The organism is Asanoa sp. NPDC049573 (assembly GCF_040676615.1).
Classification (GTDB): Bacteria; Actinomycetota; Actinomycetes; order Mycobacteriales; family Micromonosporaceae; genus Asanoa.
Window position 1 is genome coordinate 152,423 of the sequence record NZ_JBFAPI010000012.1, and the last position, 20,752, is coordinate 173,174.

The following is a 20,752-nucleotide window of genomic DNA, read 5'->3' on the forward strand; positions in this document are numbered from 1 at the left end:
CCATGACCGGAGAATTTCTCGAACTGCTGGCGCGGGAGGCCGCGGCGGTCGAGTTCGAGGGCCCGCTGCTGGCCGCGCGCGCCGCCGGCCTGCCGCCGGACCAGGTCGCCGAGCTCGAACGGGCCAAGATGGCCGCGCTGCGGGTGCGCTCCCTGCTCGAACGCCGGCGGCAGCGCGAGGTGGAGCTGTCCGGTCTGGTCGACACCGCGGCCGACCTGGCCGGCCTGCGCGACGTCGACGACGTGCTGCGGGCGATCGTGCACCGGGCCCGCACCCTGCTCGGCGCCGACGTGGCCTACCTGACGCTCAACGACGACGACCGCGGCGACATCTACATGCGGGTCACCGACGGATCCGTGTCGGCCCGCTTCCAGCGGCTGCGGCTGCCCCTCGGCGCCGGCCTCGGCGGCCTGGTCGCGCAGACCGGCACCCCCTACGTCACCGCCGACTACCACGTCGACGAGCGCTTCCGGCACACCGGTGAGATCGATGCCGGCGTACGCGAGGAGGGGCTGGTCGCCATCCTCGGCGTACCCCTGCGGCTCGGTTCCTCGTCGTTGGGTGTGCTGTACGCCGCCAACCGCTCGGCGCGCCCCTTCGTCCGCGAGGAGGTGGCGCTGCTCGGCTCGCTGGCCGCGCACGCCGCCGTCGCCCTCGACACGGCCCGGCTGCTCACCGAGACCCGGGTCGCGCTGGCCGAGCTGTCCGCCGCCAACGCCACCATCCAGGCCCACAGCAGCTCGGTCGAGCGCGCCGCCTCGGCACACGACCGGATGACCGCGCTGGTGCTGCGCGGCGGCGGCGTCGAAGACGTGACCGCCGCGGTGACCGAGGTCCTCGGCGGCGCGCTGTTGGCGCTCGACGCCGACGGGCGCGAGCTGGCCCGGGTCGGCTCGATCGACGAGCCCGACCGCGCGACGCTGGCCGAGGCGGTCGCCGCGTCCCGGGCCGAACGCCGCTCGGTCCGTCGCGGCGACAGCTGGTACGCCGCGGTCGTCGCCGGCACCGAAGACCTGGGCGCGCTGGTGCTCCGCCCGACCGCCGAACTGGTCGACGCCGACCAGCGGATCCTCGAACGTGCCGCGCTGGTGACCGCGCTGCTGCTGCTGTTCCGCCGCACGGTCGCCGAGGCCGAGGGACGGGTCCGCGGCGAGCTGCTCGACGAGCTGGTCTCCCGGCCCGTGCGCGACGCCGAGTCGCTGCGGTCCCGGGCCCGCCGCCTCGGCGTCGACCTCGACGCGCCGCAGGTGCTGGTGGCCGTCGGCGACGACACCGCCGGGCGGCAGCGGGTGCTGTCCTGGGCCACGTCCTACGCCCTGTCCCGGGGCGGACTGGCCGCCGCCCGCGACGGCCGGATCCTGCTGATGCTGCCGGGCAGCGACCCGGGCGCGGCGGCCCGGCTGGTCGCGAAGGACGCCGCCCGGGTCTCCGGCCGCGCGATGACGGCCGGCGCCGGCGGGCCGACCGACGGGCCGGCGTCGCTGGGCGCGGCGTTCGCCGAGGCCGACCGGTGCCTGTCGGCGCTGACCGCGCTGGGCCGGGTCGGCGAGGGGGCCGGCGCGGCCGAGTTGGGCTTCGTCGGGCTGCTGCTCGGCACGACCGGCGCGGCCGGCGACGCCGAGGTGGCCCGGTTCATCGCGGCGGCGATCGGCCCGGTGGTCGACTACGACGTGCGCCGGGGCACGGCCCTGGTGCGCACGCTGGAGGCCTATTTCGGGGTCAGCGGCGGGTTGGCCAAGGCCGCCGAACTGCTGCACGTGCACGTCAACACCGTCACCCAGCGGTTGGAGCGGGTCGGTCAGCTGATCGGCACCGACTGGCAACAGCCCGAGCGGGCCCTGGAGGTGCAGTTGGCGCTGCGCCTGCACCGGCTGCGGGTCGCGACCTAGAGCTGGCCGGTCGCGCGCAGGTTCATCAACGCCGCCATCGCCAGGATGAGGGCGATCACCACGGCCACCCGCTTGCGCCGCCGGTAGGCCTCGTAGGCGTGGAACCAGGCGATGCTCGCCTCGGCGCGCGGTGTCGGCGGGCGGCGCAGCGGGCTCAGGAAGCGGGCCTGCTTGAGCCCGAGGCTGCTGCGGCCCGGGCTGGTGCGGCGGTAGCGGGCCAGCCCGGCGCTCTGTGTCGGCGCCTTCCCGGTCTCGGCCCGCGGCGCCTCGACCACCGGCTCGGCCTTGAGCACCACCATCTCGACCTCGTAGATCTGCTCTGCCCGCCACCTCTTGGCCCGGTCGCTGAGCACCTGGCGCAGGTAGTCGTCGGCCGCGGCCGGCCGGCCGAACCACTTGGCGAGCAGTTGCAGCCGCCGCCACCGGGCGGCCACGTCGCTGAGCACCTCGGGATAGATCTCCTCGGCGTGCCACGCGTCGCCGGCCAGCTGGGCCGACTCGAAGCGCAGCGTGACGAGGTGGCGGTCGACGAACGACACGTAGCCGTCCGGCGCCTCTTCTGCCATCTTCGGTACGAGCTCCACGGCATCCTCCGCGCGCATCCACCACCATCATCGCCGGCCTGGCGCGTACCGCAAGCCCCAGCCGTGACCGCGCTCACATTTTGATACGAGACGGTTCCGTATCGCATCCTCTTCGGCGTAACGTTCCTCACCGATACGAACCTGTGCCGTTTCGTAATGAAGACGAAGATCTATCGGGGGGAGACGGACGTGGAGCAAACCGCCAACACAGGACATCCGAGGCGCTGGGCGATCCTCGCGGTCCTAGTGGTGAGCCTGCTCGTCGTCGTACTGGACAACACGGTTCTCAACGTCGCCCTGCGCACGCTCGCCGATCCCGACCGCGGGCTCGGCGCCACGCAGAGCGAGCTCGAATGGGCCATCAACTCCTACACGCTGGTGTTCGCGGGGTTGCTGTTCTCGTTCGGGGTGTTGGGTGACCGCTTCGGGCGCAAGCGCTTCCTGCTCGTCGGCCTCGCGCTGTTCGGGCTGGCGTCACTGCTCTCGGCGTACGCGCAAAATCCTGGTCAGTTGATCGGCGCCCGCGCGCTGATGGGCATCGGCGGCGCGGCGATCATGCCGGTGACGCTGTCGATCATCTCCAACGTGTTCGACCCGCGCGAGCGGGGCAAGGCGATCGGTGTCTGGTCCGGCGCGGTCGGCCTCGCCATCGCGATCGGCCCGATCCTCGGCGGCACGCTGCTCGAACACTTCTGGTGGGGCTCGGTCTTCCTGATCAACGTGCCCATCGTGGTCGCCGGCCTGATCGCCGTCGCGATCCTGGTGCCCGAGTCACGCAACCCGCGCCCCGGCCGCATCGACATCCCGGGCGTGCTCATGTCGGTGGTCGGCCTCATCGGTCTGACCTACGGCATCATCAAGGGCGGCGAAGACGGCTTCGGCTCAGCCGAGGTGCTGCTCACCGGCGGTGGCGGCCTGGTCGTGCTGGCGGCTTTCGTCTGGTACGAGTCGCGGGTCGCGTTCCCCTCGCTCGACGTGCGGCTGTTCAAGATCCCGCGGTTCTCGGCCCCGATCGCCGCGATCGGCCTGACGTTCTTCGCGTCGATGGGCGTGTTCTTCTTCAGCTCGTTCTACCTGCAACTGGTGCGTGACTACTCGCCGCTGCAGACCGGCCTGCTGTTCCTGCCCTTCGCGATCGCTCAGCTGATCTTCGCGCCGCGCAGCCACGGCATGGTCCAGAAGTTCGGCGCCAAGGCGGTCACCGCGACCGGTCTCGCGCTGGTCGTGCTCTCGCTGGTCGGCTTCATCTTCGTCGACGCTTCGACCGCCGTCTGGTTCCTGCTGGTCGTGTTCTTCGTCCAGGGCGTCGGCATGGCCAACATCATGGCGCCGTCCACCGAGTCGATCATGTCGGCGCTGCCCCGCGAGAAGGCCGGCGTCGGCTCCGCGGTCAGCAACACCATCCGACAGGTGGCCAGCGCGCTGGGCATCGCGATCCTGGGTTCGATCCTCGCGGCCGTCTACCGCGGCCAGATCGAGCCGACCACCGCGGCGCTGCCTCCGGGTGCCCGCGACGTGGCCAACGAGTCGATCTCCGGTGCCTACGGCGTGGCGGCCCAGGCCGGCCCGGCCGGCGGCCGGCTGGTCTCGGCGGCGAACGACGCCTTCATGACGGCGATGCACTGGGCGGCCGGTTCGGCCGCGATCGTCCTGCTGCTCGGCATGGCGGCCGCGGTGATCTGGATGCCCGGCCGCCAGGCGGGTGCCGACCACGTGCAACCCGTCGAGCAGGCGGAAGCCGGAGAACTGGCGACGGCAAGCTGACGTCAGCGACAATGGATCCCATGCCAGACATCGAGGAAGCTCCGCGGGCGCCCGGGCGTCCGCGGAGCCTCCGCGTCGATGAGGCCATCATCTCCGCCACCCTCGACCTGCTCGCCGAGGGCACGTCGGTCGAGGTCCTCTCGATCGAGGCGATCGCGACCCGGGCGGGCGTCGGCAAGGCGACGATCTATCGCCGCTGGGCCGGCAAGGAGGCCCTCCTCCACGACGCACTGGCCACCCTGAAGAGCGCCGGCCCCGAGCCGACGGGCAAGTCGGTCCGCTTCGACCTGATCGCGATGCTGGGCCAGGTCGGCCCGTCCAACCAGGACCCTCGCTTCGCGAAGATCATGCCGTGCATCCTCCCGCACCTCACCCGCAGCGAGGAGCACTACCAGGCCTACCAGGACATCATCGAGCCCCGCCGCGACCGCATCCGCCAGGTCCTGCGCCGCGGCGTCGAATCCGGCGAGCTGCGGGCCGACCTCGATGTCGAACTGGCGATGACGGCCCTGATCGGGCCCATCCTGGTGCAGCGGGTGCTGCGCTGGCACCCCGACCTCGACGCCGACAAGATGCCCGAGCAGATCGTCGACCTGCTCCTCGCCGGGATGAGGCCGGCCTAGGGTCTCAGCCGGCGAGTGCCTCCAGGGCCAGATCGACGTCGTGGTCCGTCGAGTAGACGTGGAAGCTGGCCCGCACCCGCCCGGCGCGCACCGCGGCCCGGATGCCGGCGCGGTCCAACTTGGCCGCCGCGTCCGGCACGTCGACCACGACGATCGCGCTCCCGGCCGCGGGCTGCCCGAGCCCGGCCAGGAACCGGTCGGCCAACCGCACGTTGTGCTCGTGGATCGCGCCCACCCCGATCTCCTCGACCAGTTCGAGCGCCGGCGCCGACCCGACAAAGCTGTGCCACGCCGGCGAGATGTCGAACCGCCGCGCGTCGTCGGCCAACCGCAACGGCAGGCCGTAGAAGGAGCCGTGCACGTCGGCCCCTGCATACCACCCGGCGGCGGACGGCGTCATCCGCTCGCGCAGGGCCGGCGAGTAGTAGCCGTAGGCCGTGCCGCGCGGCCCCATCAGCCACTTGTAGCCGCCGGTGATTACGGCGTCGGCCAGCGAGCCGTCGAACGGGAGCCATCCGCACGCCTGCGTACCGTCGACGACGACCAGCGCACCGACCGCCCGCGCCGCCGCCACGATCTCCTCGTACGCCGCGATCGCCCCGTCGGCGGACTGCACCACGCTGAAGGCGACCACGCCGACGCCGGGCTCGACCGCGTCGGCCAGCTTCTCCACCGGCACGGCCACGACGTCGAGCCCGTGCACGGCCCACGGAAACACGATCGAGGTGAAGTCGCCCTCGGGCACGACCACCCGGGTACCCGCCGGCAACGCCGCCGCGATCGGCGCGACCATCTGCGAGACCGCACTCCCGACCGCGACGTCGGCGAGCGGCACCCCGATCAGCCGCGCGTACGCGGCCCGCGACCGCCGGGTCGCCTCGTCCCACGGCTCCCACGACGTGCGGCCGACCCGCCAGTCATCGAGCGCCGCCTGCAACGCGTCCCAAGCCGGCTTCGGCGGCAGCCCATAACTCGCGGTGTTGAGCCAGCCCGGAATGGGCTCCCAGAGCGCCTGCGCAGAACCAAGATCCATGCTTTCCGACGCTATCCGCCATCTCCCCCGCACACACGGTCCAATTCCGCACTCCTGGCCGGCCAGGTCCGCCGGCCCCGCCCGACTGAACCCACGCCGCGCGGCCAAGCCCGGCCTGCGGGGTCAAGCCCGACCCACCGCGGCCCCGCGGACCAAGCCCGACCCACCGCGGCCCCGCGGACCAAGCCCGACCCACCGCGGCCCCGCGGACCAAGCCCGACCCACCGCGGCCCCGCGCACCAAGCCCGACCAGGGCGACCCAAACCCGGCCCCGGCCCGCCCGGCCACCCCGGCCCCGGCCCGCCCGGCCCCGCCCGCCCGGCCCGGGACGGCCCGCCCGGCCCGGGACGGCCCGCCCGGCTAGAGCTCGTAAATCCCGTACCCGAACCCGTCCACCTTGACCTCGCTCTCCGCCAGCCGTGCCCCATGCACCTCCAGCGCCCGCACACTCTCACCGACCAGCCCGGCCGGCAGCGGCGCCGCCGCCGGTGCGCGGCGTGGGTTGATCGCCACGAGGTGCGTGCCCCCGCGCGTGTAGACGAACGGATATCCCGAGTGGAGCACCTCGACCCCGGCCTTGCTGCCCAACGCCGGCGTGGCCCGACGCAGTGTGATCAGCCGGCGCACCAGATGCAGCAGCGAACCCTCGTCGGCGCGCTGAGCGGCCACCGTCGGCCGTGCCGGGTCAGGGTCTATCGGCAGGTAGAGCTGGTCTGCCGGCGCCGTCGAGAAACCCGCGTTGGGCGAGGAGTCCCACTGCATCGGGGTGCGCGATCCCGTGCGGTTGTTGACCGGCGCCAGCATGCTGCCCTCCTTGTCGGGCAGGTCGGGGATGTAGCGCATGCCGATCTCGTCGCCGAAGTAGATCGTCGGCAGCGTCGGCCAGGTCATCAGGAACGCGAAGGCCGCGCCCACGTGCTCACGTGCCCGGGTGCCGGTGACCAGCCGCGCGTAGTCGTGGTTCGACGTCGGCAGCGCGATCTGCCCCGCACCCGCGATCACCTCGGCGGCCGTCTGCCACTGGTTGACGAACTCGGTGATTGCCCCCAGTCCTTCGGCGTCGAAATAAGCCGGCCCGGTCGACCATGACGGGTCCGCGGTGCCGATGCCGAGGTGCCAGAGCGAGCGCAACGCCGTGCCCCGGAAATGCAGAAAGAAGTCGGCGTGGAACCCCGCCGGCACCGCGACCGCCGGGTCGCCCCACTCCGGAATCAGCACGTTGTCGGGGTAGGCGCGATCCATCCACGCCCGCATCTCGCCCCATAGCTTGCCGGTCTCGACGTAGCCGGGGTCGTCCTTGACCAGCGACGCCGCCATGTCGACGCGGAAGCCGCTCACCCCGCGGTCGAACCAGAAGGCCATGATCTCGCGCAGCGCCTCGCGGTTGGCCCGCGGCCCCGGCGCGTCGACCGCCTGCCGCCAAGGCTCGCGCGGGTTGTCGCGGGCATAGCCGAAGTTGAGCGCCGGCTGGCACGGATAGAAGTTGAGCATGAAGTAGCCGCCGCGCTTGCCCGGCACCGGCGCCCACGCCCCGGCCGGCGACCCCACCTTCGGCGACCAGATGAACCGGTCGTCGTCGGGATCGTCGGCCCACGCCCGGAACCACGGGTGCTGGTCGGACGTGTGCCCGGCGACCAGGTCGAGCATGATGCGGATGCCCCGTTCGCGGGCGGCCTCGGTGACCGCGACCAGGTCGTCGTTGGTCCCGTAACGCGGCGCGATCGACAGGTAGTCGCTGACGTCGTAGCCCGCGTCGGCGAACGGCGAGCGGAAACACGGGCTGAACCACACCGTGTCGACGCCCAGCCACCGCAGGTAGTCGAGGCGGTCGAGAACGCCCGCGAGATCACCGATCCCGTCGCCGTTGGAGTCGGCGAAACTCTGCGGGTAGATCTGATAAAGGACAGCGTCGGACAACCAGGCAGGTCCGTTGCGGCGCGGCTCGGTCACGCGCCTCACGTTACCGGCGTGGCTGCCCGGACTGCGGTCTGACCACTATGGACTGTGGATAAATTCGGCCCAAAACGGGCACAACCCGACAGCGCAGCCCCGCGCCATCGGGTTGTGGTCCGACTTGTGGAAAAGCTCAGGCGTCGATCAACGCCATCACGTCGTCGGAGACGTCGAAGTTCGCGTACACGTTCTGCACGTCATCGCAGTCTTCCAGCACGTCGATCAGCTTGAAGATCTTGCGGGCGCCTTCTTCGTCGAGCGGCACGTTGACGCTCGGCACCAGCGACGACTCGGCCGACTCGTAGTCGATCCCGGCGTCCTGCAGCGCGGTGCGCACCGGCACCAGGTCGGTCGGTTCCGACACCACCTCGTAGGCCTCACCCAGGTCGTTGACCTCTTCGGCGCCCGCGTCGAGCACGGCGAGCAGCACGTCGTCTTCGGCGAGCCCGGCCTTGGGCACGATCACGACGCCCTTGCGCGTGAACATGTAGGACACCGACCCGGCATCCGCGAACGACCCACCGTTGCGGGTCAACGCGGTCCGCACCTCGGTCGCCGCCCGGTTCCGGTTGTCAGTCAGACACTCGATCAACAGCGCGACACCGTTCGGGCCGTACCCCTCGTACATGATCGTCTGGTAATCGGCACCGCCGGCCTCGAGCCCCGACCCACGCTTGACCGCGCGGTCGATGTTGTCGTTGGGCACCGAACTCTTCTTGGCCTTCTGGATGGCGTCGTACAACGTGGGGTTACCGGCCGGATCGCCACCACCGGTGCGCGCCGCCACCTCGACGTTCTTGATCAGCTTGGCGAACATCTTGCCGCGCTTGGCGTCGATAACGGCTTTCTTGTGCTTGGTCGTCGCCCACTTTGAGTGGCCGGACATGGATGACCTCCGAAATAACCCCAGATGGGCAGCGGAAACGGGCGGGCTGGGCTGCCCAAGCCACCAAGTCTACCGACGAGAGACGCGTCTCCCCCAGCCGCCTCAATCGGACATGATCCAGTCAACGTCGCAAATCAAGATCGGGTCCCGGGTCCGCGGTGGGCACGACCGTCGCTCCCGCCGGGGACCGGGCCGGGCCCCAGGGGGCCCAGCCCTGCCAGGCCCGCGCTGGGAAACCAGGTCAAAGACCGAAAACCGGACCATCCGCGCGTCGCACACCGGGAGCCGGTCACCCGCCCCGAAGGCCGTCAGGCCGCGTCGCGGACCATCCCCGCGTCGCACACCGGGAGCCGGTCACCCGGCCCGAAAGCCGTCAGGCCGCGTCGCGGACCATCTCCACGAACAGCTCGTGCAACCGCAGATCGCCCGTCAGTTCCGGATGGAACGAGGTCGCCAACGCCGCGCCGTGGCGGACCGCCACGATGTGCGGGGCTACCGCACCGTCGGCGCCGGCGCGGTCGATCGAGCCCAACACCGCCACGTCGTCGCCCACGGACTCCACCCACGGCGCCCGGATGAAGACGGCGTGGAAAGGGCCGCCCTCCACCCCGGCCACCGCGACCGGGGCCTCGAACGAGTCCACCTGCCGCCCGAACGCGTTGCGCCGCACCGTCATCGGGATCGCACCGAAGCTCCGCTGATCAGGACGCCCGTCCAGCACCGTCGAGGCCAGCATGATCATGCCGGCGCACGAGCCGTAGACGGGCATACCGTCGGCGAGCCGCTTCGCGATCGGGTCGAACAGGCCGAAGTCGATGGACAGCTTGCTCATCGTCGTCGACTCGCCGCCCGGGATGACCAGGCCGTCGACGTCGTCGAGCTCACCGGGACGGCGCACGGGCACCGCGCCAACGCCCAGCGAGGTCAGCGCGCGGACATGCTCCCGCACGTCGCCCTGCAGGGCGAACACGCCGACGACGGGACGTGCGGTCACCAGCCACGCTCGGCGAGCCGGTGCGGCTGCGGGATCTCGTCGACGTTGATGCCGACCATCGCCTCGCCGAGGCCGCGGGAGACCTTGGCCAGCATCTCCGGGTCGTCGTGGAAGGTGGTGGCCTTGACGATCGCCGCCGCGCGCTGGGCCGGGTTGCCCGACTTGAAGATGCCCGAACCGACGAACACGCCCTCGGCGCCGAGCTGCATCATCATCGCCGCGTCGGCCGGCGTCGCGATGCCGCCGGCGGTGAAGAGCACGACCGGCAGCTTGCCGGTGCGGGCGATCTCGACCACCAGGTCGTAGGGCGCCTGCAGCTCCTTGGCCGCGACGTAGAGCTCGTCGGGAGACAGCGACGTCAACCGCCGGATCTCGCCGCCGATCTTGCGCATGTGGGTTGTCGCGTTGGACACGTCACCGGTGCCGGCCTCACCCTTCGACCGGATCATCGCGGCGCCCTCGGTGATCCGCCGCAGCGCCTCGCCCAGGTTGGTAGCGCCACACACGAACGGCACGCTGAACGCCCACTTGTCGATGTGGTTGCTGTAGTCGGCCGGCGTCAGCACCTCGGACTCGTCGACGTAGTCGACACCGAGCGCCTGCAGGATCCGGGCCTCGACGAAGTGCCCGATCCGCGCCTTGGCCATGACCGGAATCGAGACCGCGTTGATGATCCCGTCGATCATGTCGGGATCGCTCATCCGCGACACGCCACCCTGGGCCCGGATATCAGCCGGCACCCGCTCCAACGCCATGACCGCGACCGCACCCGCGTCTTCAGCGATCTTGGCCTGCTCGGGCGTGACCACATCCATGATCACACCGCCCTTGAGCATCTCGGCCATACCCCGCTTGACCCGCGACGTGCCGGTCACGCCGCCCTGCTCGGTGGTCTCGGTCACGTGGCCACTTCCTCTCTCGGCTCTGCCTTCGGAGCCAGGGTAGTGCGGAATTGGCTCCCACCCGATATCCAATCAACCCCACGGTGGCCTGCCGCATTTCCTCTCCGGGGCGCCGCCCCGGGACCCCGGCCCGAGCTGCGGGGACCGGGGGTCGGGGCGGGTCCCGTTGTCGGTCTTCGCAAGGTCCGGTGGGGCGCTCCACCTTGTCACCGCCCGCAGATCCTGATTTGTGGGCTATGCCCGGCAACGGGACCCACCCCTTAGTTGGGGCTGGCTACTGCCACCTAGGCCAGCTCCGCGGCCCGGCCGGCGGCGGGCTCAGCCCGCTACGCCGGCTGGTGGCGGTGGGGCCACTGCGGGCGCCGGGGAGATCGGGGCCACCGGGCGCGCCGGGGTGATCGTGGGGTCGTCGATGTCGAAGAACCTTGGGCGGTTGTGCCTGCGGGTGAGCAGCAGGATGCGCACCAACGGGCGGCGGCGCGCCGCGTGGGCTTCGCGGGCCAGGTCGTTGTGCACCTGCCGGGCCAGGGCCAGCCGTCGGCTGGCCGCGATGACCGGGTCCGCGCCCGGGTCGTCCGTCCAGAGCGGCACCGACCGCAACTGCCTGGTCAGGTCGTTCTCCGCCGCTTCGCGCTCGTCGTCACCCGCGTCCAGAGCGTCCCTGGCCGCCGCGTAGAGCTCCGGGAACTGGTGGTCTTCCGCCAGCACGGCGGCGGCCGCCGCCCGGCGGAGCAGGTGGGCGTCCAAGGATCGCGCGGCCGCCGCGGAGCGGTCGTGCAGGCGGTCGACCCGCTGCGCCGTCCACGTCAGGTAGGTGGCCAGCACCGTCACGACGATGACCACGACTACGACCCACCACATGCAGCGCATCGTAATGCGAAGCGGTGGGCAAGGATCATGTCACCGGCGGGGTCTGCCGATCACGCAGCGTGATACCGGCGGTGTCGATGCAGGTCAGCGCCCTTGTTGCCGGCCTCAAACAAAAGTCGGCCGGATGTGACCGGGGCAACCTGGCCACACCGGTGTCGGTTGGCAACACCTGTCACGGCCACGGCACCGTTGCGTACACAGTGGACCGTGTGACGCGAGCCGGCCGCCTAGCGCGGTTCGGACCACTCCACGTCGATGACCCGGCCGTCGGTGGCCTCGATCGCGGCGGCGTACACCTCGAGAACCCGGAGCGCGACCACCGGCCAGTCGTAGCCGGCGACGACCGAGTTGGCGTTGTCGACCAACGCCGCCCGGCCCGCCGGATCGTCCAGAAGGGACGCCAGCGCCGAGCCGAGCGCGGTCGCGTCGCCGGTCGGGAACAGGCGGCCGGCCCGGCCGCCGTCCAGGACGCGGCGGAACGCGTCGAGGTCGCTGGCCACCACCGCCGTACCCGCGGCCATCGCCTCGGTCAGGATCATTCCGAACGACTCGCCGCCGATGTTGGGTGCGACATACAGGTCGACGCTGCGCAGCATCCGGGCCTTGTCGGCCTCCGACACCAGGCCCAGGTAGGTGATCCGGTCGCGCAACGCGACCGGGATGCCCTCCATCAGGTCGTCGACGTCGCCGGGGCCGGCGACCAGCAGGCGCAGGCCGGGGCGCGCCGGCGCCAGCTCGACGAACGCGTCGCGCAACACCGGGAAACCCTTGCGGGGCTCGGTGAAGCGGCCCAGGAAGCCAAGCGCGCCACCGGTTCCCGGCCAACCGGGCAGCGGCGTCGCGTGGGCGTAACGCGCGACGGTCACCCCGTTGGGAATCTCGACCGCGCCGCCGTCGAGGTGCTCGACCTGCACCTTGCGCGCGAGTTCGCTGACCGCGATCCGGGCGGTGATCCGTTCCAGCACCAGGCGGAGCACGCCCTGCGCGACCGACAGGGCGCGCGAGCGCGTCATCGCGGTATGGAACGTGGCGACCACCGGGCCGCGGCTGTTGAGCACCGCGAGCATCGACAGGCTCAACGCCAACGGCTCGTGCACGTGCAGCACGTCGAAGTCGCCCCGGGCCAGCCAGCGGCGGACCCGCGCGCTGGACAACGGGCCGAACGCGATGCGGGCCACCGAACCGTTGTAGGGAAAGGGAACAGCGCGGCCGGCGGACACCACGAACGGCGGAAGCTCTGCCTCGTCGTCGGCCGGTGCCAGCACGCTCACCTCGTGGCCCAGGCCGATGAGTGCCTCGGCCAGGTCGAGGATGTGGTTCTGCACGCCGCCCGGCACGTCGAAGGAGTAGGGGCTGACGATGCCGATCCGCATCCGGCCCACCTCCTCAGACCTCCGCTGTCGGCGCCGGCTTGTCGAGCCAGACCCGCTGGAGCATGTGCCAGTCCTGCGGGTGTCGCGCGATCGCCGCTTCGAAGCCGGTGGCCATCTTCTGGGTCACCGCGGACACCCGTTCCCTCAGCGTTCCCGTCTCCGGGCCGGGTATCTCCAGCGGCGGGTTGACGTAGCCGCGGGTCGACCGCTCGTCGAACCACACGTCGATCACCAGCAACGGCATGCCCGTCTGGATCGCCAGCAGGGCAGGACCCGGTGCCATCCGGGTACGCCCGCCGAAGAACTCGACCTCGACACCGCGGGTGGACAGGTCGCGGTCGGCCAGCAGCGGCACCACCGCGCCGTCGCGCAGGCGGTCGACCAGGACGTCGAAGGGCGGCCGGTCGCCGCCGGTCAGCGGGACGATCTCGAAGCCGATCTTTTTCCGGTATTCGGCGAACCGCTTGTAGACCGACTCCGGCTTGAGCCGCTCCGCAACGGTTGTCAGCTGCCAGCCGTTGGCGGTCACCCACGCGCCCGCGTTGTCCCAGTTGCCGGAGTGGTTGAGCGCCATGATCACGCCGCCCTCGCCGAGCAACTTCCGGAGCATGTCGGTGTTGTCGACCTGGAAGTCGTCGAGGTGCTGCTGGTGGCTGCGGGACGGAAGGCGGAAGGCTTCCTTCCAATACCGGGCGTACGAGCGGAGCCCGGCACGAACCAGCGCGTCGAGTTCGGCCTCGGGCATCTCCGGCCCGACCACCCGGCGCAGGTTGCGCCGCAGCCGCTGGGTTCCCCGGCCGTTCTTACGGTATGCCTGGTCGGCGGCGGCGTTGAACAGGCCGCGGGCGACCGGCTCGGGCAGCCCGCGCACGAGGCTCCAGCCGGCCGCGTAGCCGAGGTCGACCGGGTTCACAGCTCCGCCTCGGCAGCTCGCGCACGGTCGGCCGCGTCGGCCGCCTGAGCCTGCTTGTACACGTACGCCATGCGTTGCCAGATTGTGATCACCGAGACGGCGGCGAGGAACCACACGGCCGCGGCCAACCCCCATTCGAGGCCGAAACCGCTCAGCAGGCCGCCGATGCCGATGATGATCAGACGCTCGGCGCGTTCGGCGATGCCGACGTTGGCCTTGAGGCCCAGTCCCTCGGCGCGGGCCTTCACGTAGGACACGACGGCACCGGTGACCAGACAGATGATGCCGCCGACCACGCCCCACTTGTCGCCCCGCTGGGCCAGGATGTAGATCACCGTGCCGACCACCGCGCCGTCGGCGATGCGGTCCATCGTCGAGTCGAGCAGCGCGCCGAAGCGCGTGGAGCCGCCGCTGAGCCGGGCCATCGTGCCGTCGACCAGGTCGACCAACGCGAAGAACGTGACGACCAGCGCACCGGCGACAAGGAAGCCTTGAGCACCCAGACCGATGGCGCCGCCGAGCACGCCGACGGTGCCCGCGACTGTCACCTGGTTGGGGGTGACACCCCAACCGATCAGCCGGCGGGCGATCGGTTCGATTACGTGGGCCATCCCGGCCCGCGCGGACACCTGGAAGATCTTCGCCATGGCGGTCCCACGATAACGGTGCGGCGCCACGGACGATACGGTGCCCGCTGTTCCCGGGCGGGTCGTCCGTCACTCCCTCACCTTTAGCGTCGGGGTTGTGTACGGCGGGTTGCGGGTGTGGGATCGGAAGATGACGTGAGCTAGCTCACCAGGGAGGTCCCGATGGCTCAGAAGGCTCAGGAGAAGGGAGTCACCGGCCCCGCGCCGGTGGTGGATGAGCCCGGCAGGGTTCGCAACGTGGTGCTCGTCGGGCATTCGGGGTCAGGTAAGACGACCCTCGCCGAAGCACTGCTGGCCGCGACCGGCACGATCAGCCGTGCCGGTTCGGTGACCGAGGGCACCACGACGTGCGATCACGACCCGGCCGCGGTCAAACAGCAGCGGTCGGTCAGCCTCGCGGCGGCACCGTTCTTCCACGAGGGCGTGAAGGTCAACCTGCTCGACACTCCCGGCTACGCCGACTTCGTCGGCGAGTTGCGGGCCGGGTTGCGCGCCGCCGACGCGGCGCTGTTCGTGGTGCCGGCCGCCGACGGGATGGACGCCGCGACCGCGGCGCTGTGGGAGGAGTGCGCGAGCGTCGGCATGCCGCGTGCGGTCGCGGTCACCCGCCTCGACCACCAGCGCGCCGACTTCGACGAGACGGTCGCGCTCTGCCAGCGGGTGTTCGGCGACAACGTACTCCCGTTGTATCTGCCCATGCTCGGCGACGACGGCGTCTCGACCGTCGGCCTGATGGGTCTGATCACGCAGCGGGTGTTCGACTACAGCAAGGGCTATCCGCCCGCGGTGCGCGACCCCGATCCCGAGCACCTGCCGGCGATCGCCGAGGCGCGCAACGAGCTGATCGAGGGGATCATCGCCGAGAGCGAGGACGAGACGCTGATGGAGCGTTACCTCGAGGGCGAAGAGATCGACACCGACGTGCTCATCAACGACCTGGAGACCGCGGTCGCCCGGGGCCACTTCTACCCGGTGATCCCGACCTGTGCCGAGAGCAAGGTCGGCATCGACGCGCTGCTCGAGGTGCTGACCTCGGCGTTCCCGTCGCCGCTCGAGCACGACCTGCCGGTGGTGACCGGCGTCGACGGCTCGCCGCACCCGCCGCTGACCTGCGACCCCAACGGCCCGCTGGTGGCCGAGGTGGTCAAGACGACGGTCGACCGCCACGTCGGGCGGGTCTCGCTGGTCCGGGTCTTCTCCGGCACCTTGCGCCCGGAGGCGACCGTGCACATCTCCGGCCACGGCATGGAGCAGCGCGGCCACCCCGACCACGACTCCGACGAGCGGATCTCACACATCTACTCGCCGCTGGGTTCGGCGCTGCGCGAGATCTCCGAGTGCATCGCCGGCGACATCTGCGCGATCACCAAGTCGGGCAGTGCCGAGACCGGTGACACGATCTCGTCGAAGGACGAGCCGCTGTTGATGGCGCCGTGGGAGATGCCCGAGCCGCTGCTGCCGGTCGCGGTGGTCGCCAAGACCCGGTCCGACGAGGACACGCTGGCCAAGAACCTCGGCCGCCTGGTGGCCGGCGACCCGACGATGCGCCTCGAGCGCAACCCGGAAACCCACCAGATGGTCCTGTGGTGCATGGGCGAGGCACACGCCGACGTCGTGCTCGACCGGTTGCGCGGCGGAGGTGCGGAGATCGAGACCGAGCCCGTACGCGTCGCGCTGCGCGAGACGTTCGTCGCCGGCGCCAAGGGACACGGCCGGCACGTGAAGCAGTCCGGCGGCCACGGCCAGTACGCCGTCTGCGACATCGAGGTCGAGCCGCTGGAGCGCGGCGCCGGTTTCGAGTTCGCCGACAAGGTGGTCGGCGGAGCGGTGCCGCACAACTACATCCCGTCGGTGGAGAAGGGCGTGCGCGCCCTGATGGAACGCGGGATAGTGGCCGGCTACCCGGTCGTCGACCTCAAGGTGACCCTGTTCGACGGCAAGGCGCATAGCGTCGACTCGTCGGACGCGGCGTTCCAGACCGCCGGGCAGATGGCACTCAAGGACGCGGCCGAGAAGGGCATGGTGACCCTGCTGGAGCCGGTCGACGAGATCGTGATCCGGATCCCCGACGCCTACGTCGGCGCGGTGATGTCCGACATGTCGAGCCGGCGCGGGCGGGTGCTCGGCACCGAGCCCGACCAGGTCGGCGTCGAACGCACCCTGGTCCGGGCCGAGGTACCGGCGACCGAGTTGGTGCGCTACGCGGTCGAGTTGCGCTCGATGACCTCGGGGGCCGGCACGTTCGCGCGGACGTTCGCCCGCTACGAGCCGATGCCCAGCCATCTCGCGGACGCCGTGCGCAAGGAGCACGCGGCGCACTGATGGGTCTGTTCGGCGCGGCGGCTTCGTCCTGGCCGCCGCGCCGCTCGTCTCCTGTCGGTGGTCCTTCCTAGACTCCTCGCCATGGAAGCGTCGGAGATCGGGCCGCGGCGGTTGCACCAGCAACGTCTCGCCGGTCCGCCGTGCGCCGACCCGGTCGCGGCGGTGCGCCGGCTGGGTTGCGTGCAGGCGCAGGAATACGCGGTGGCCAAGTGGTCGCTGGCCCAGCGCTCCGCGCCGGGCGTCACCGACGCCGCTGTGCAGCGACTGCTCGACGACGGCGTCATCCTGCGCACCCACATCCTGCGGCCGACCTGGCATTTCGTGCTGGGCGAAGAGTTGGGCTGGATCCAGGCGGTGACCGCGCACCGGGTGCACGTCTTCAACGGCTACTACAACCGGATGCACGGCCTGGACGAGTCGACCGCCTCCGCGGCCACCAAGGTGATCGGCTCCGCGCTTCGGGGCGGCAACCACCTGACCCGCAAGGAGTTGGAGGCGGCCCTGGCCGCGGCCGGCTTCCCCGCGACCGGCAACAAGCTGGCCTACGTGGTGATGTTCGCGGAGCTGGCCGGGCTGATCGCCAACGGGGTGCGGCGGGGGAAGCAACACACCTACGCGCTGGTCTCGGAGCGGGTGCCGGCGCCGGTCTCGCTTGGTCCTGCGGAGGGCCTGGCCGAGCTGACCCGGCGCTACTTCACGAGCCACGGCCCGGCCACGATCAAAGACTTCGCGTGGTGGTCGAGCCTGACGGTGGCCGAGATCAAACGCGGCATCGCGGCCTGTGGCGCGGCGCTGTCCAGCGAGGTGGTCGACGGCCGCACGCTGTGGTTCGCCGCCGACGCGCCCCCGCCCCCACCCCCACCGGCGGCGGCCCTGTTGCAGGGCTACGACGAATACGTGGTCGCCTACAGCGACACGAAATGCGCCTACAACCTGGCTGGCACCGTCCCGCCGCCCGGTCAATACACGGAAAACGGGATGCTCCACACGATCGCCTTCGACGGCCAAGTCGGCGCCTTCTGGCGCCGCAAGACCGGCCCGAAGACCATCACCGTCGAGATCGACCTGCTGATCGACCCCACCACCGCCCAACGCCGCGCCCTGACCGCCGAAATCGACCGCTACGAAGCCTTCGCGGAGCTGCCGGTGACCGTTTCCTTCGTCTAGCCGCCGCCAGCGGCGGGTGCGTCGGCGGGGCGAGCGGTAAGGCTGTCGGCCTTGTCGCGATTGGGCTCCGTCGCGCATTCGCTTGCTCTCGGCCGCACGCGACAGCGCGTTCGCGGGTCGCAGGCCCAAGCCTCGCCGTGCGTTCGCGCGGCAAGGCCGCGCACGCGGCAGCGCGTTCGCGGGCCGCAGGCCCAAGCCTCGCAGTGCGTTCGCCTGGCGGGCCGCAAGCCCAAGCCTCACAGTGCGTTCGCCTGGCGCGGGCCGCAAGCCCAGGCCCCGCAGTGCGTTCGCCTGGCGCGGGCCGCGCACGCGGCGGCACGTTCGCAGGCCCTAGGCCGCAGGCCTCGCAGCGCGTTCGCGGGCCGCAGGCCCAATCCCTGCGGTGCGTTCGTCTGACGCGGGCCGCAGGCCCAAGCCTCGCAGTGCCGTTCGCGCGGCAAGGCCGCGCACGCGGCAGTGCGTCTGCGGGCCGCAGGCCCACGCAGCGTGTCCGGCGGACGCCGCAGATCCCACCCGCGGCAATGCATTCGCGGGCCGGAGGACCATCCGCGGCAGTGCGTTGGCGGGGTCCCGGGCGCCCACACGGAGGCCAGCAGCCTTTCTTGCCCAATGAGCTGCGAGGCCTACCCCGGCTGACCCGCACCGGTCGATCGTGCCGTCCGGGCCGTGCCCGGGTCTGGCGGGCTTGGCTGCCGGGCACAAGCCCTATCGGCGGGCGCCGGCCTTGGCCTTGCGGTCCGGGCCGCGTGGCGTCGGTGCGCGCTCGGTGTCGCGGCGGCGGCGCAGCATCAGGGCCAGTACGGCCACGACGATGCCGCCGACGACAGCGACGCCGATCAGTAGCCAGGCCGAGCTGCTGCCGGATTCGGTCACCTTGACCGGGGCCGAGGCGGCCAGCGGCGTGGGTGCGTCGCAGTTGGTGGTCTGGGTGTTGTTGGACGTGCCGACCTGGAACGAGGCCGCGCAGGTGCGGGCGATCGGCGGTCCGAACTCGACAGTGACCGCCCACGAGCCGACCGGCAGCGTGCTCATGTAGACGAGCGTTCCCGGCGCCGACGACTGCACCAGCTTCGCCGGCGCCACCGCGGTGCCGTCGGCCTCGCGGGCGGTCAGGGTCGCGTCGACAGCGCCTTCCGCCGGGTGGCCGTCTTCGTAGGTCACGCTGACCCACACCGAGCCCCGACCGTCGGTGTTGACGGTTATCTTCGCGCCGCCGTGCGCGGCGGCCGGCGACGACCACAGCAGCGTGTTGACGAGGGCCAGGGCGGCGGCGAGCAGTAGGCCGGCGGGGCGGCGGAGCGTCGGCTTCACCGCGTCAGTATCGCCGCCCGTCGATCGTTGCGGAAGAGGCCCGGTCCCCGCCGCCCCCGGTGGGCCTGGTCAGGCCGCTGAGCGCGGACGCGGTCCGGCGAGAACCCCGCCGTCGCTGAATCGCAAGCGCTAATCGTGGTCGGAGCGGCGTTTCTGGCGGCGGCGAGCGACCGGCTCCCGCGCCAGCCGGCCGACCAGGCCGAAACGGCTCACCTGCTTCTCCGGTGCGTCGGGATCGCGCAGCAGCATGACCACGCTGGCGCCGCCCAGCTGGGCGCGGTCGATGCTGACCGAGCCGTGTGCGGTCAGGGTGACCCGCTTCGCGATGTCGAGGCCCAGGCCCGTCGAGCCGCGGTCGCTGGCCCCGCGCCGCAGCGCGCGTTCGGGGTTGGCGATGCCCGGGCCGGCGTCGTCGACGCGGACCGCGACGTAACCGTCGCGGCGGGAGATCGCCACCTCGAACGCCGTGCTCTGCGGGGTGTAGCGGAAGACGTTGCCGATCACCGCGTCGAGCGCCGCCGCCAGCTCGGCCCGAGGCACCGGGACCTGGATGCGGGTGTGTGCCCCGACCACGCGGTGTGGGCGGTTCTGGTCGTCGGCCAGCTGCGACCAGAAGACCATCCGCTCGCGGACCACCTCGCTCGCGTCGCAGCTGCCGGGGCCAGCGTCCTGCGAGATGGTTTTGCGGGTGGTCTTGATCAGGACGTCGATCTCGCCCTCCAGGGTCACGATCGCCTGGCGGATGCGGCGGATCGTGCGGCGGCGGTCGAGCTCGGCCTCGGTGAACGAGCCGATGCTGGTGTCGTCGGAGTCGAGGGCGTCGGCGTCCAACCGCAACACCGTCAACGGGGTACGCAAGCGGTGCGAAAGGTCGGCCACCAGCTCGAACTCGTCGGTGCGGGTGACGCTGAGCCGTTCGGCCATCCGGTTGAAGGCCAGGCCCGCCTCGGCCAGTTCCTGCGGGCCGCTGGGCCGGACGCGGGTGGTCAGGTCTCCGTCGCCGAGGCCGACCGCGGCCTTGGCCAACGTGCGGGCCGCGGTGACGGCCCGGCCGGCGATCCGGTCGACGACGATCACGGTGACGATGACCAGGGCCAGGGCGATGCCGAAGAGGATCAGCCAGGTGCGACCGGAACCGCCCCGCAGGGCCGCGTCGGAGACGAACACCTCGATCACGGCGATCCGGTCGCCGACCTTGACCGGTTCGAGGCGCAGCGCGCCGCCGTCGATGTCGACCACGATCGGTTCGTTGCCGGCCGAGGCGCGCTCGATGTCGACGCCGGCGGCGCGCGACTTGGTGCCCGCCTCGATGCCGTGCACGTGGATGTCGCCGCCGGCGGCCTTGATCGCCGCGCCGAGCCTGCTGGTGTCGGTGGTGACCGCGAGGGCGCCGGCCACGATGCCGCTGCTTCGGGCGGCGGCGGCCAGGGCGTCGTCGCGGTTGTCGCGCTGCACGGCGATGCCCAGGGGAATCAGGAACACCAGCGCGACGATCGTCGTCATGCCGGCCGCGAGCGCGGC

The 20,752-nt window shown here is 71.5% G+C and carries 17 protein-coding genes; 5 read left to right on the top strand and 12 right to left on the bottom strand.

What is annotated here, in order from left to right; genetic code table 11:
- Positions 1-2 precede the first annotated feature (2 nt).
- Positions 3-1,889 carry a GAF domain-containing protein gene (locus tag AB0J74_RS25380; RefSeq protein WP_363452031.1) on the top strand — a complete coding sequence of 629 codons (1,887 nt, stop codon included), beginning with the start codon at positions 3-5 and terminating at the stop codon, positions 1,887-1,889.
- Here the strand turns inward: AB0J74_RS25380 and AB0J74_RS25385 are convergent.
- Complete coding sequence (locus AB0J74_RS25385) at positions 1,886-2,473, bottom strand: hypothetical protein (protein WP_363452033.1); 588 nt, start codon at positions 2,471-2,473, stop codon at positions 1,886-1,888. The two genes, AB0J74_RS25380 and AB0J74_RS25385, sit on opposite strands and share 4 nt — an antisense overlap.
- A gap of 156 nt (positions 2,474-2,629) precedes the next feature.
- Between AB0J74_RS25385 and AB0J74_RS25390 the strand changes: the two genes are divergently transcribed.
- On the top strand, positions 2,630-4,237 hold the full coding sequence (locus AB0J74_RS25390; protein WP_363452035.1) for a DHA2 family efflux MFS transporter permease subunit: 1,608 nt from the start codon (positions 2,630-2,632) through the stop codon (positions 4,235-4,237).
- 20 nt (positions 4,238-4,257) lie between these two features.
- Positions 4,258-4,860: a TetR/AcrR family transcriptional regulator gene (locus AB0J74_RS25395; RefSeq protein WP_363452037.1), complete on the top strand. Its 603-nt coding sequence runs from the start codon at positions 4,258-4,260 to the stop codon at positions 4,858-4,860.
- A 4-nt stretch (positions 4,861-4,864) separates the two neighbouring features.
- Here AB0J74_RS25395 and AB0J74_RS25400 read toward each other — a convergent pair whose 3' ends face one another.
- The 9 genes from AB0J74_RS25400 to pgsA form a co-directional block, all read right to left on the bottom strand.
- Positions 4,865-5,893 carry an aminotransferase class V-fold PLP-dependent enzyme gene (locus AB0J74_RS25400; protein WP_363452039.1) on the bottom strand — a complete coding sequence of 343 codons (1,029 nt, stop codon included), beginning with the start codon at positions 5,891-5,893 and terminating at the stop codon, positions 4,865-4,867.
- Positions 5,894-6,253: 360 nt separating this feature from the next.
- Complete coding sequence (locus AB0J74_RS25405; protein WP_363452041.1) at positions 6,254-7,843, bottom strand: alpha-amylase family glycosyl hydrolase; 1,590 nt, start codon at positions 7,841-7,843, stop codon at positions 6,254-6,256.
- Positions 7,844-7,979: 136 nt separating this feature from the next.
- The gene (locus tag AB0J74_RS25410; RefSeq protein WP_363452043.1) at positions 7,980-8,732 is read right to left on the bottom strand and encodes a YebC/PmpR family DNA-binding transcriptional regulator; all 753 of its coding nucleotides are present in this window, start codon (positions 8,730-8,732) and stop codon (positions 7,980-7,982) included.
- Positions 8,733-9,105: 373 nt separating this feature from the next.
- Positions 9,106-9,726, bottom strand: a complete 621-nt coding sequence (pdxT, locus tag AB0J74_RS25415; protein WP_363452045.1) for a pyridoxal 5'-phosphate synthase glutaminase subunit PdxT — start codon at positions 9,724-9,726, stop codon at positions 9,106-9,108.
- Entirely contained in the window at positions 9,723-10,628 is a 906-nt protein-coding gene (gene pdxS / locus AB0J74_RS25420) for a pyridoxal 5'-phosphate synthase lyase subunit PdxS (protein WP_363452047.1), read from the bottom strand. Before pdxS ends, pdxT begins: the two co-directional genes overlap by 4 nt.
- Before the next feature lie 318 nt (positions 10,629-10,946).
- Positions 10,947-11,489: a hypothetical protein gene (locus AB0J74_RS25425; protein ID WP_363452049.1), complete on the bottom strand. Its 543-nt coding sequence runs from the start codon at positions 11,487-11,489 to the stop codon at positions 10,947-10,949.
- Between the two features lie 236 nt (positions 11,490-11,725).
- Positions 11,726-12,871, bottom strand: coding sequence for a glycosyltransferase family 4 protein (locus AB0J74_RS25430; RefSeq protein WP_363452051.1), 1,146 nt, complete (start codon positions 12,869-12,871; stop codon positions 11,726-11,728).
- A gap of 13 nt (positions 12,872-12,884) precedes the next feature.
- Positions 12,885-13,784 (bottom strand): phosphatidylinositol mannoside acyltransferase, encoded by a 900-nt coding sequence (locus tag AB0J74_RS25435; protein WP_363452053.1) that lies wholly within the window; start codon positions 13,782-13,784, stop codon positions 12,885-12,887.
- The gene (gene pgsA / locus AB0J74_RS25440) at positions 13,781-14,431 is read right to left on the bottom strand and encodes a phosphatidylinositol phosphate synthase (RefSeq protein ID WP_363452055.1); all 651 of its coding nucleotides are present in this window, start codon (positions 14,429-14,431) and stop codon (positions 13,781-13,783) included. Before pgsA ends, AB0J74_RS25435 begins: the two co-directional genes overlap by 4 nt.
- Before the next feature lie 162 nt (positions 14,432-14,593).
- Here pgsA and AB0J74_RS25445 point away from each other — a divergent pair, with 162 nt between their 5' ends.
- Together AB0J74_RS25445 and AB0J74_RS25450 are read left to right on the top strand one after the other, a co-directional pair.
- The gene (locus AB0J74_RS25445) at positions 14,594-16,753 is read left to right on the top strand and encodes an elongation factor G-like protein EF-G2 (RefSeq protein ID WP_363452057.1); all 2,160 of its coding nucleotides are present in this window, start codon (positions 14,594-14,596) and stop codon (positions 16,751-16,753) included.
- An 81-nt stretch (positions 16,754-16,834) separates the two neighbouring features.
- Positions 16,835-17,920 (top strand): winged helix DNA-binding domain-containing protein, encoded by a 1,086-nt coding sequence (locus AB0J74_RS25450; protein WP_363452059.1) that lies wholly within the window; start codon positions 16,835-16,837, stop codon positions 17,918-17,920.
- Positions 17,921-18,625: 705 nt separating this feature from the next.
- Here AB0J74_RS25450 and AB0J74_RS25455 read toward each other — a convergent pair.
- The gene (locus tag AB0J74_RS25455; RefSeq protein ID WP_363452061.1) at positions 18,626-19,231 is read right to left on the bottom strand and encodes a hypothetical protein; all 606 of its coding nucleotides are present in this window, start codon (positions 19,229-19,231) and stop codon (positions 18,626-18,628) included.
- Positions 19,232-19,360: 129 nt separating this feature from the next.
- Positions 19,361-20,734, bottom strand: a complete 1,374-nt coding sequence (locus AB0J74_RS25460; RefSeq protein WP_363452063.1) for a HAMP domain-containing sensor histidine kinase — start codon at positions 20,732-20,734, stop codon at positions 19,361-19,363.
- Positions 20,735-20,752 lie beyond the last annotated feature (18 nt).

What these genes read in the sequence shown, in the direction of transcription:
- AB0J74_RS25410 (WP_363452043.1), bottom strand. Translation starts at nt 8,732, where the DNA reads ATGTCCGGCCACTCAAAGTGGGCGACGACCAAGCACAAGAAAGCCGTT.
- AB0J74_RS25460 (WP_363452063.1), bottom strand. Translation starts at nt 20,734, where the DNA reads ATGACGACGATCGTCGCGCTGGTGTTCCTGATTCCCCTGGGCATCGCC.
- AB0J74_RS25430 (WP_363452051.1), bottom strand. Translation starts at nt 12,871, where the DNA reads ATGCGGATCGGCATCGTCAGCCCCTACTCCTTCGACGTGCCGGGCGGC.
- AB0J74_RS25395 (WP_363452037.1), top strand. Translation starts at nt 4,258, where the DNA reads ATGCCAGACATCGAGGAAGCTCCGCGGGCGCCCGGGCGTCCGCGGAGC.
- pgsA (WP_363452055.1), bottom strand. Translation starts at nt 14,431, where the DNA reads ATGGCGAAGATCTTCCAGGTGTCCGCGCGGGCCGGGATGGCCCACGTA.
- AB0J74_RS25400 (WP_363452039.1), bottom strand. Translation starts at nt 5,893, where the DNA reads ATGGATCTTGGTTCTGCGCAGGCGCTCTGGGAGCCCATTCCGGGCTGG.
- AB0J74_RS25445 (WP_363452057.1), top strand. Translation starts at nt 14,594, where the DNA reads ATGGCTCAGAAGGCTCAGGAGAAGGGAGTCACCGGCCCCGCGCCGGTG.
- AB0J74_RS25380 (WP_363452031.1), top strand. Translation starts at nt 3, where the DNA reads ATGACCGGAGAATTTCTCGAACTGCTGGCGCGGGAGGCCGCGGCGGTC.
- AB0J74_RS25390 (WP_363452035.1), top strand. Translation starts at nt 2,630, where the DNA reads ATGAAGACGAAGATCTATCGGGGGGAGACGGACGTGGAGCAAACCGCC.
- AB0J74_RS25425 (WP_363452049.1), bottom strand. Translation starts at nt 11,489, where the DNA reads ATGTGGTGGGTCGTAGTCGTGGTCATCGTCGTGACGGTGCTGGCCACC.
- AB0J74_RS25450 (WP_363452059.1), top strand. Translation starts at nt 16,835, where the DNA reads ATGGAAGCGTCGGAGATCGGGCCGCGGCGGTTGCACCAGCAACGTCTC.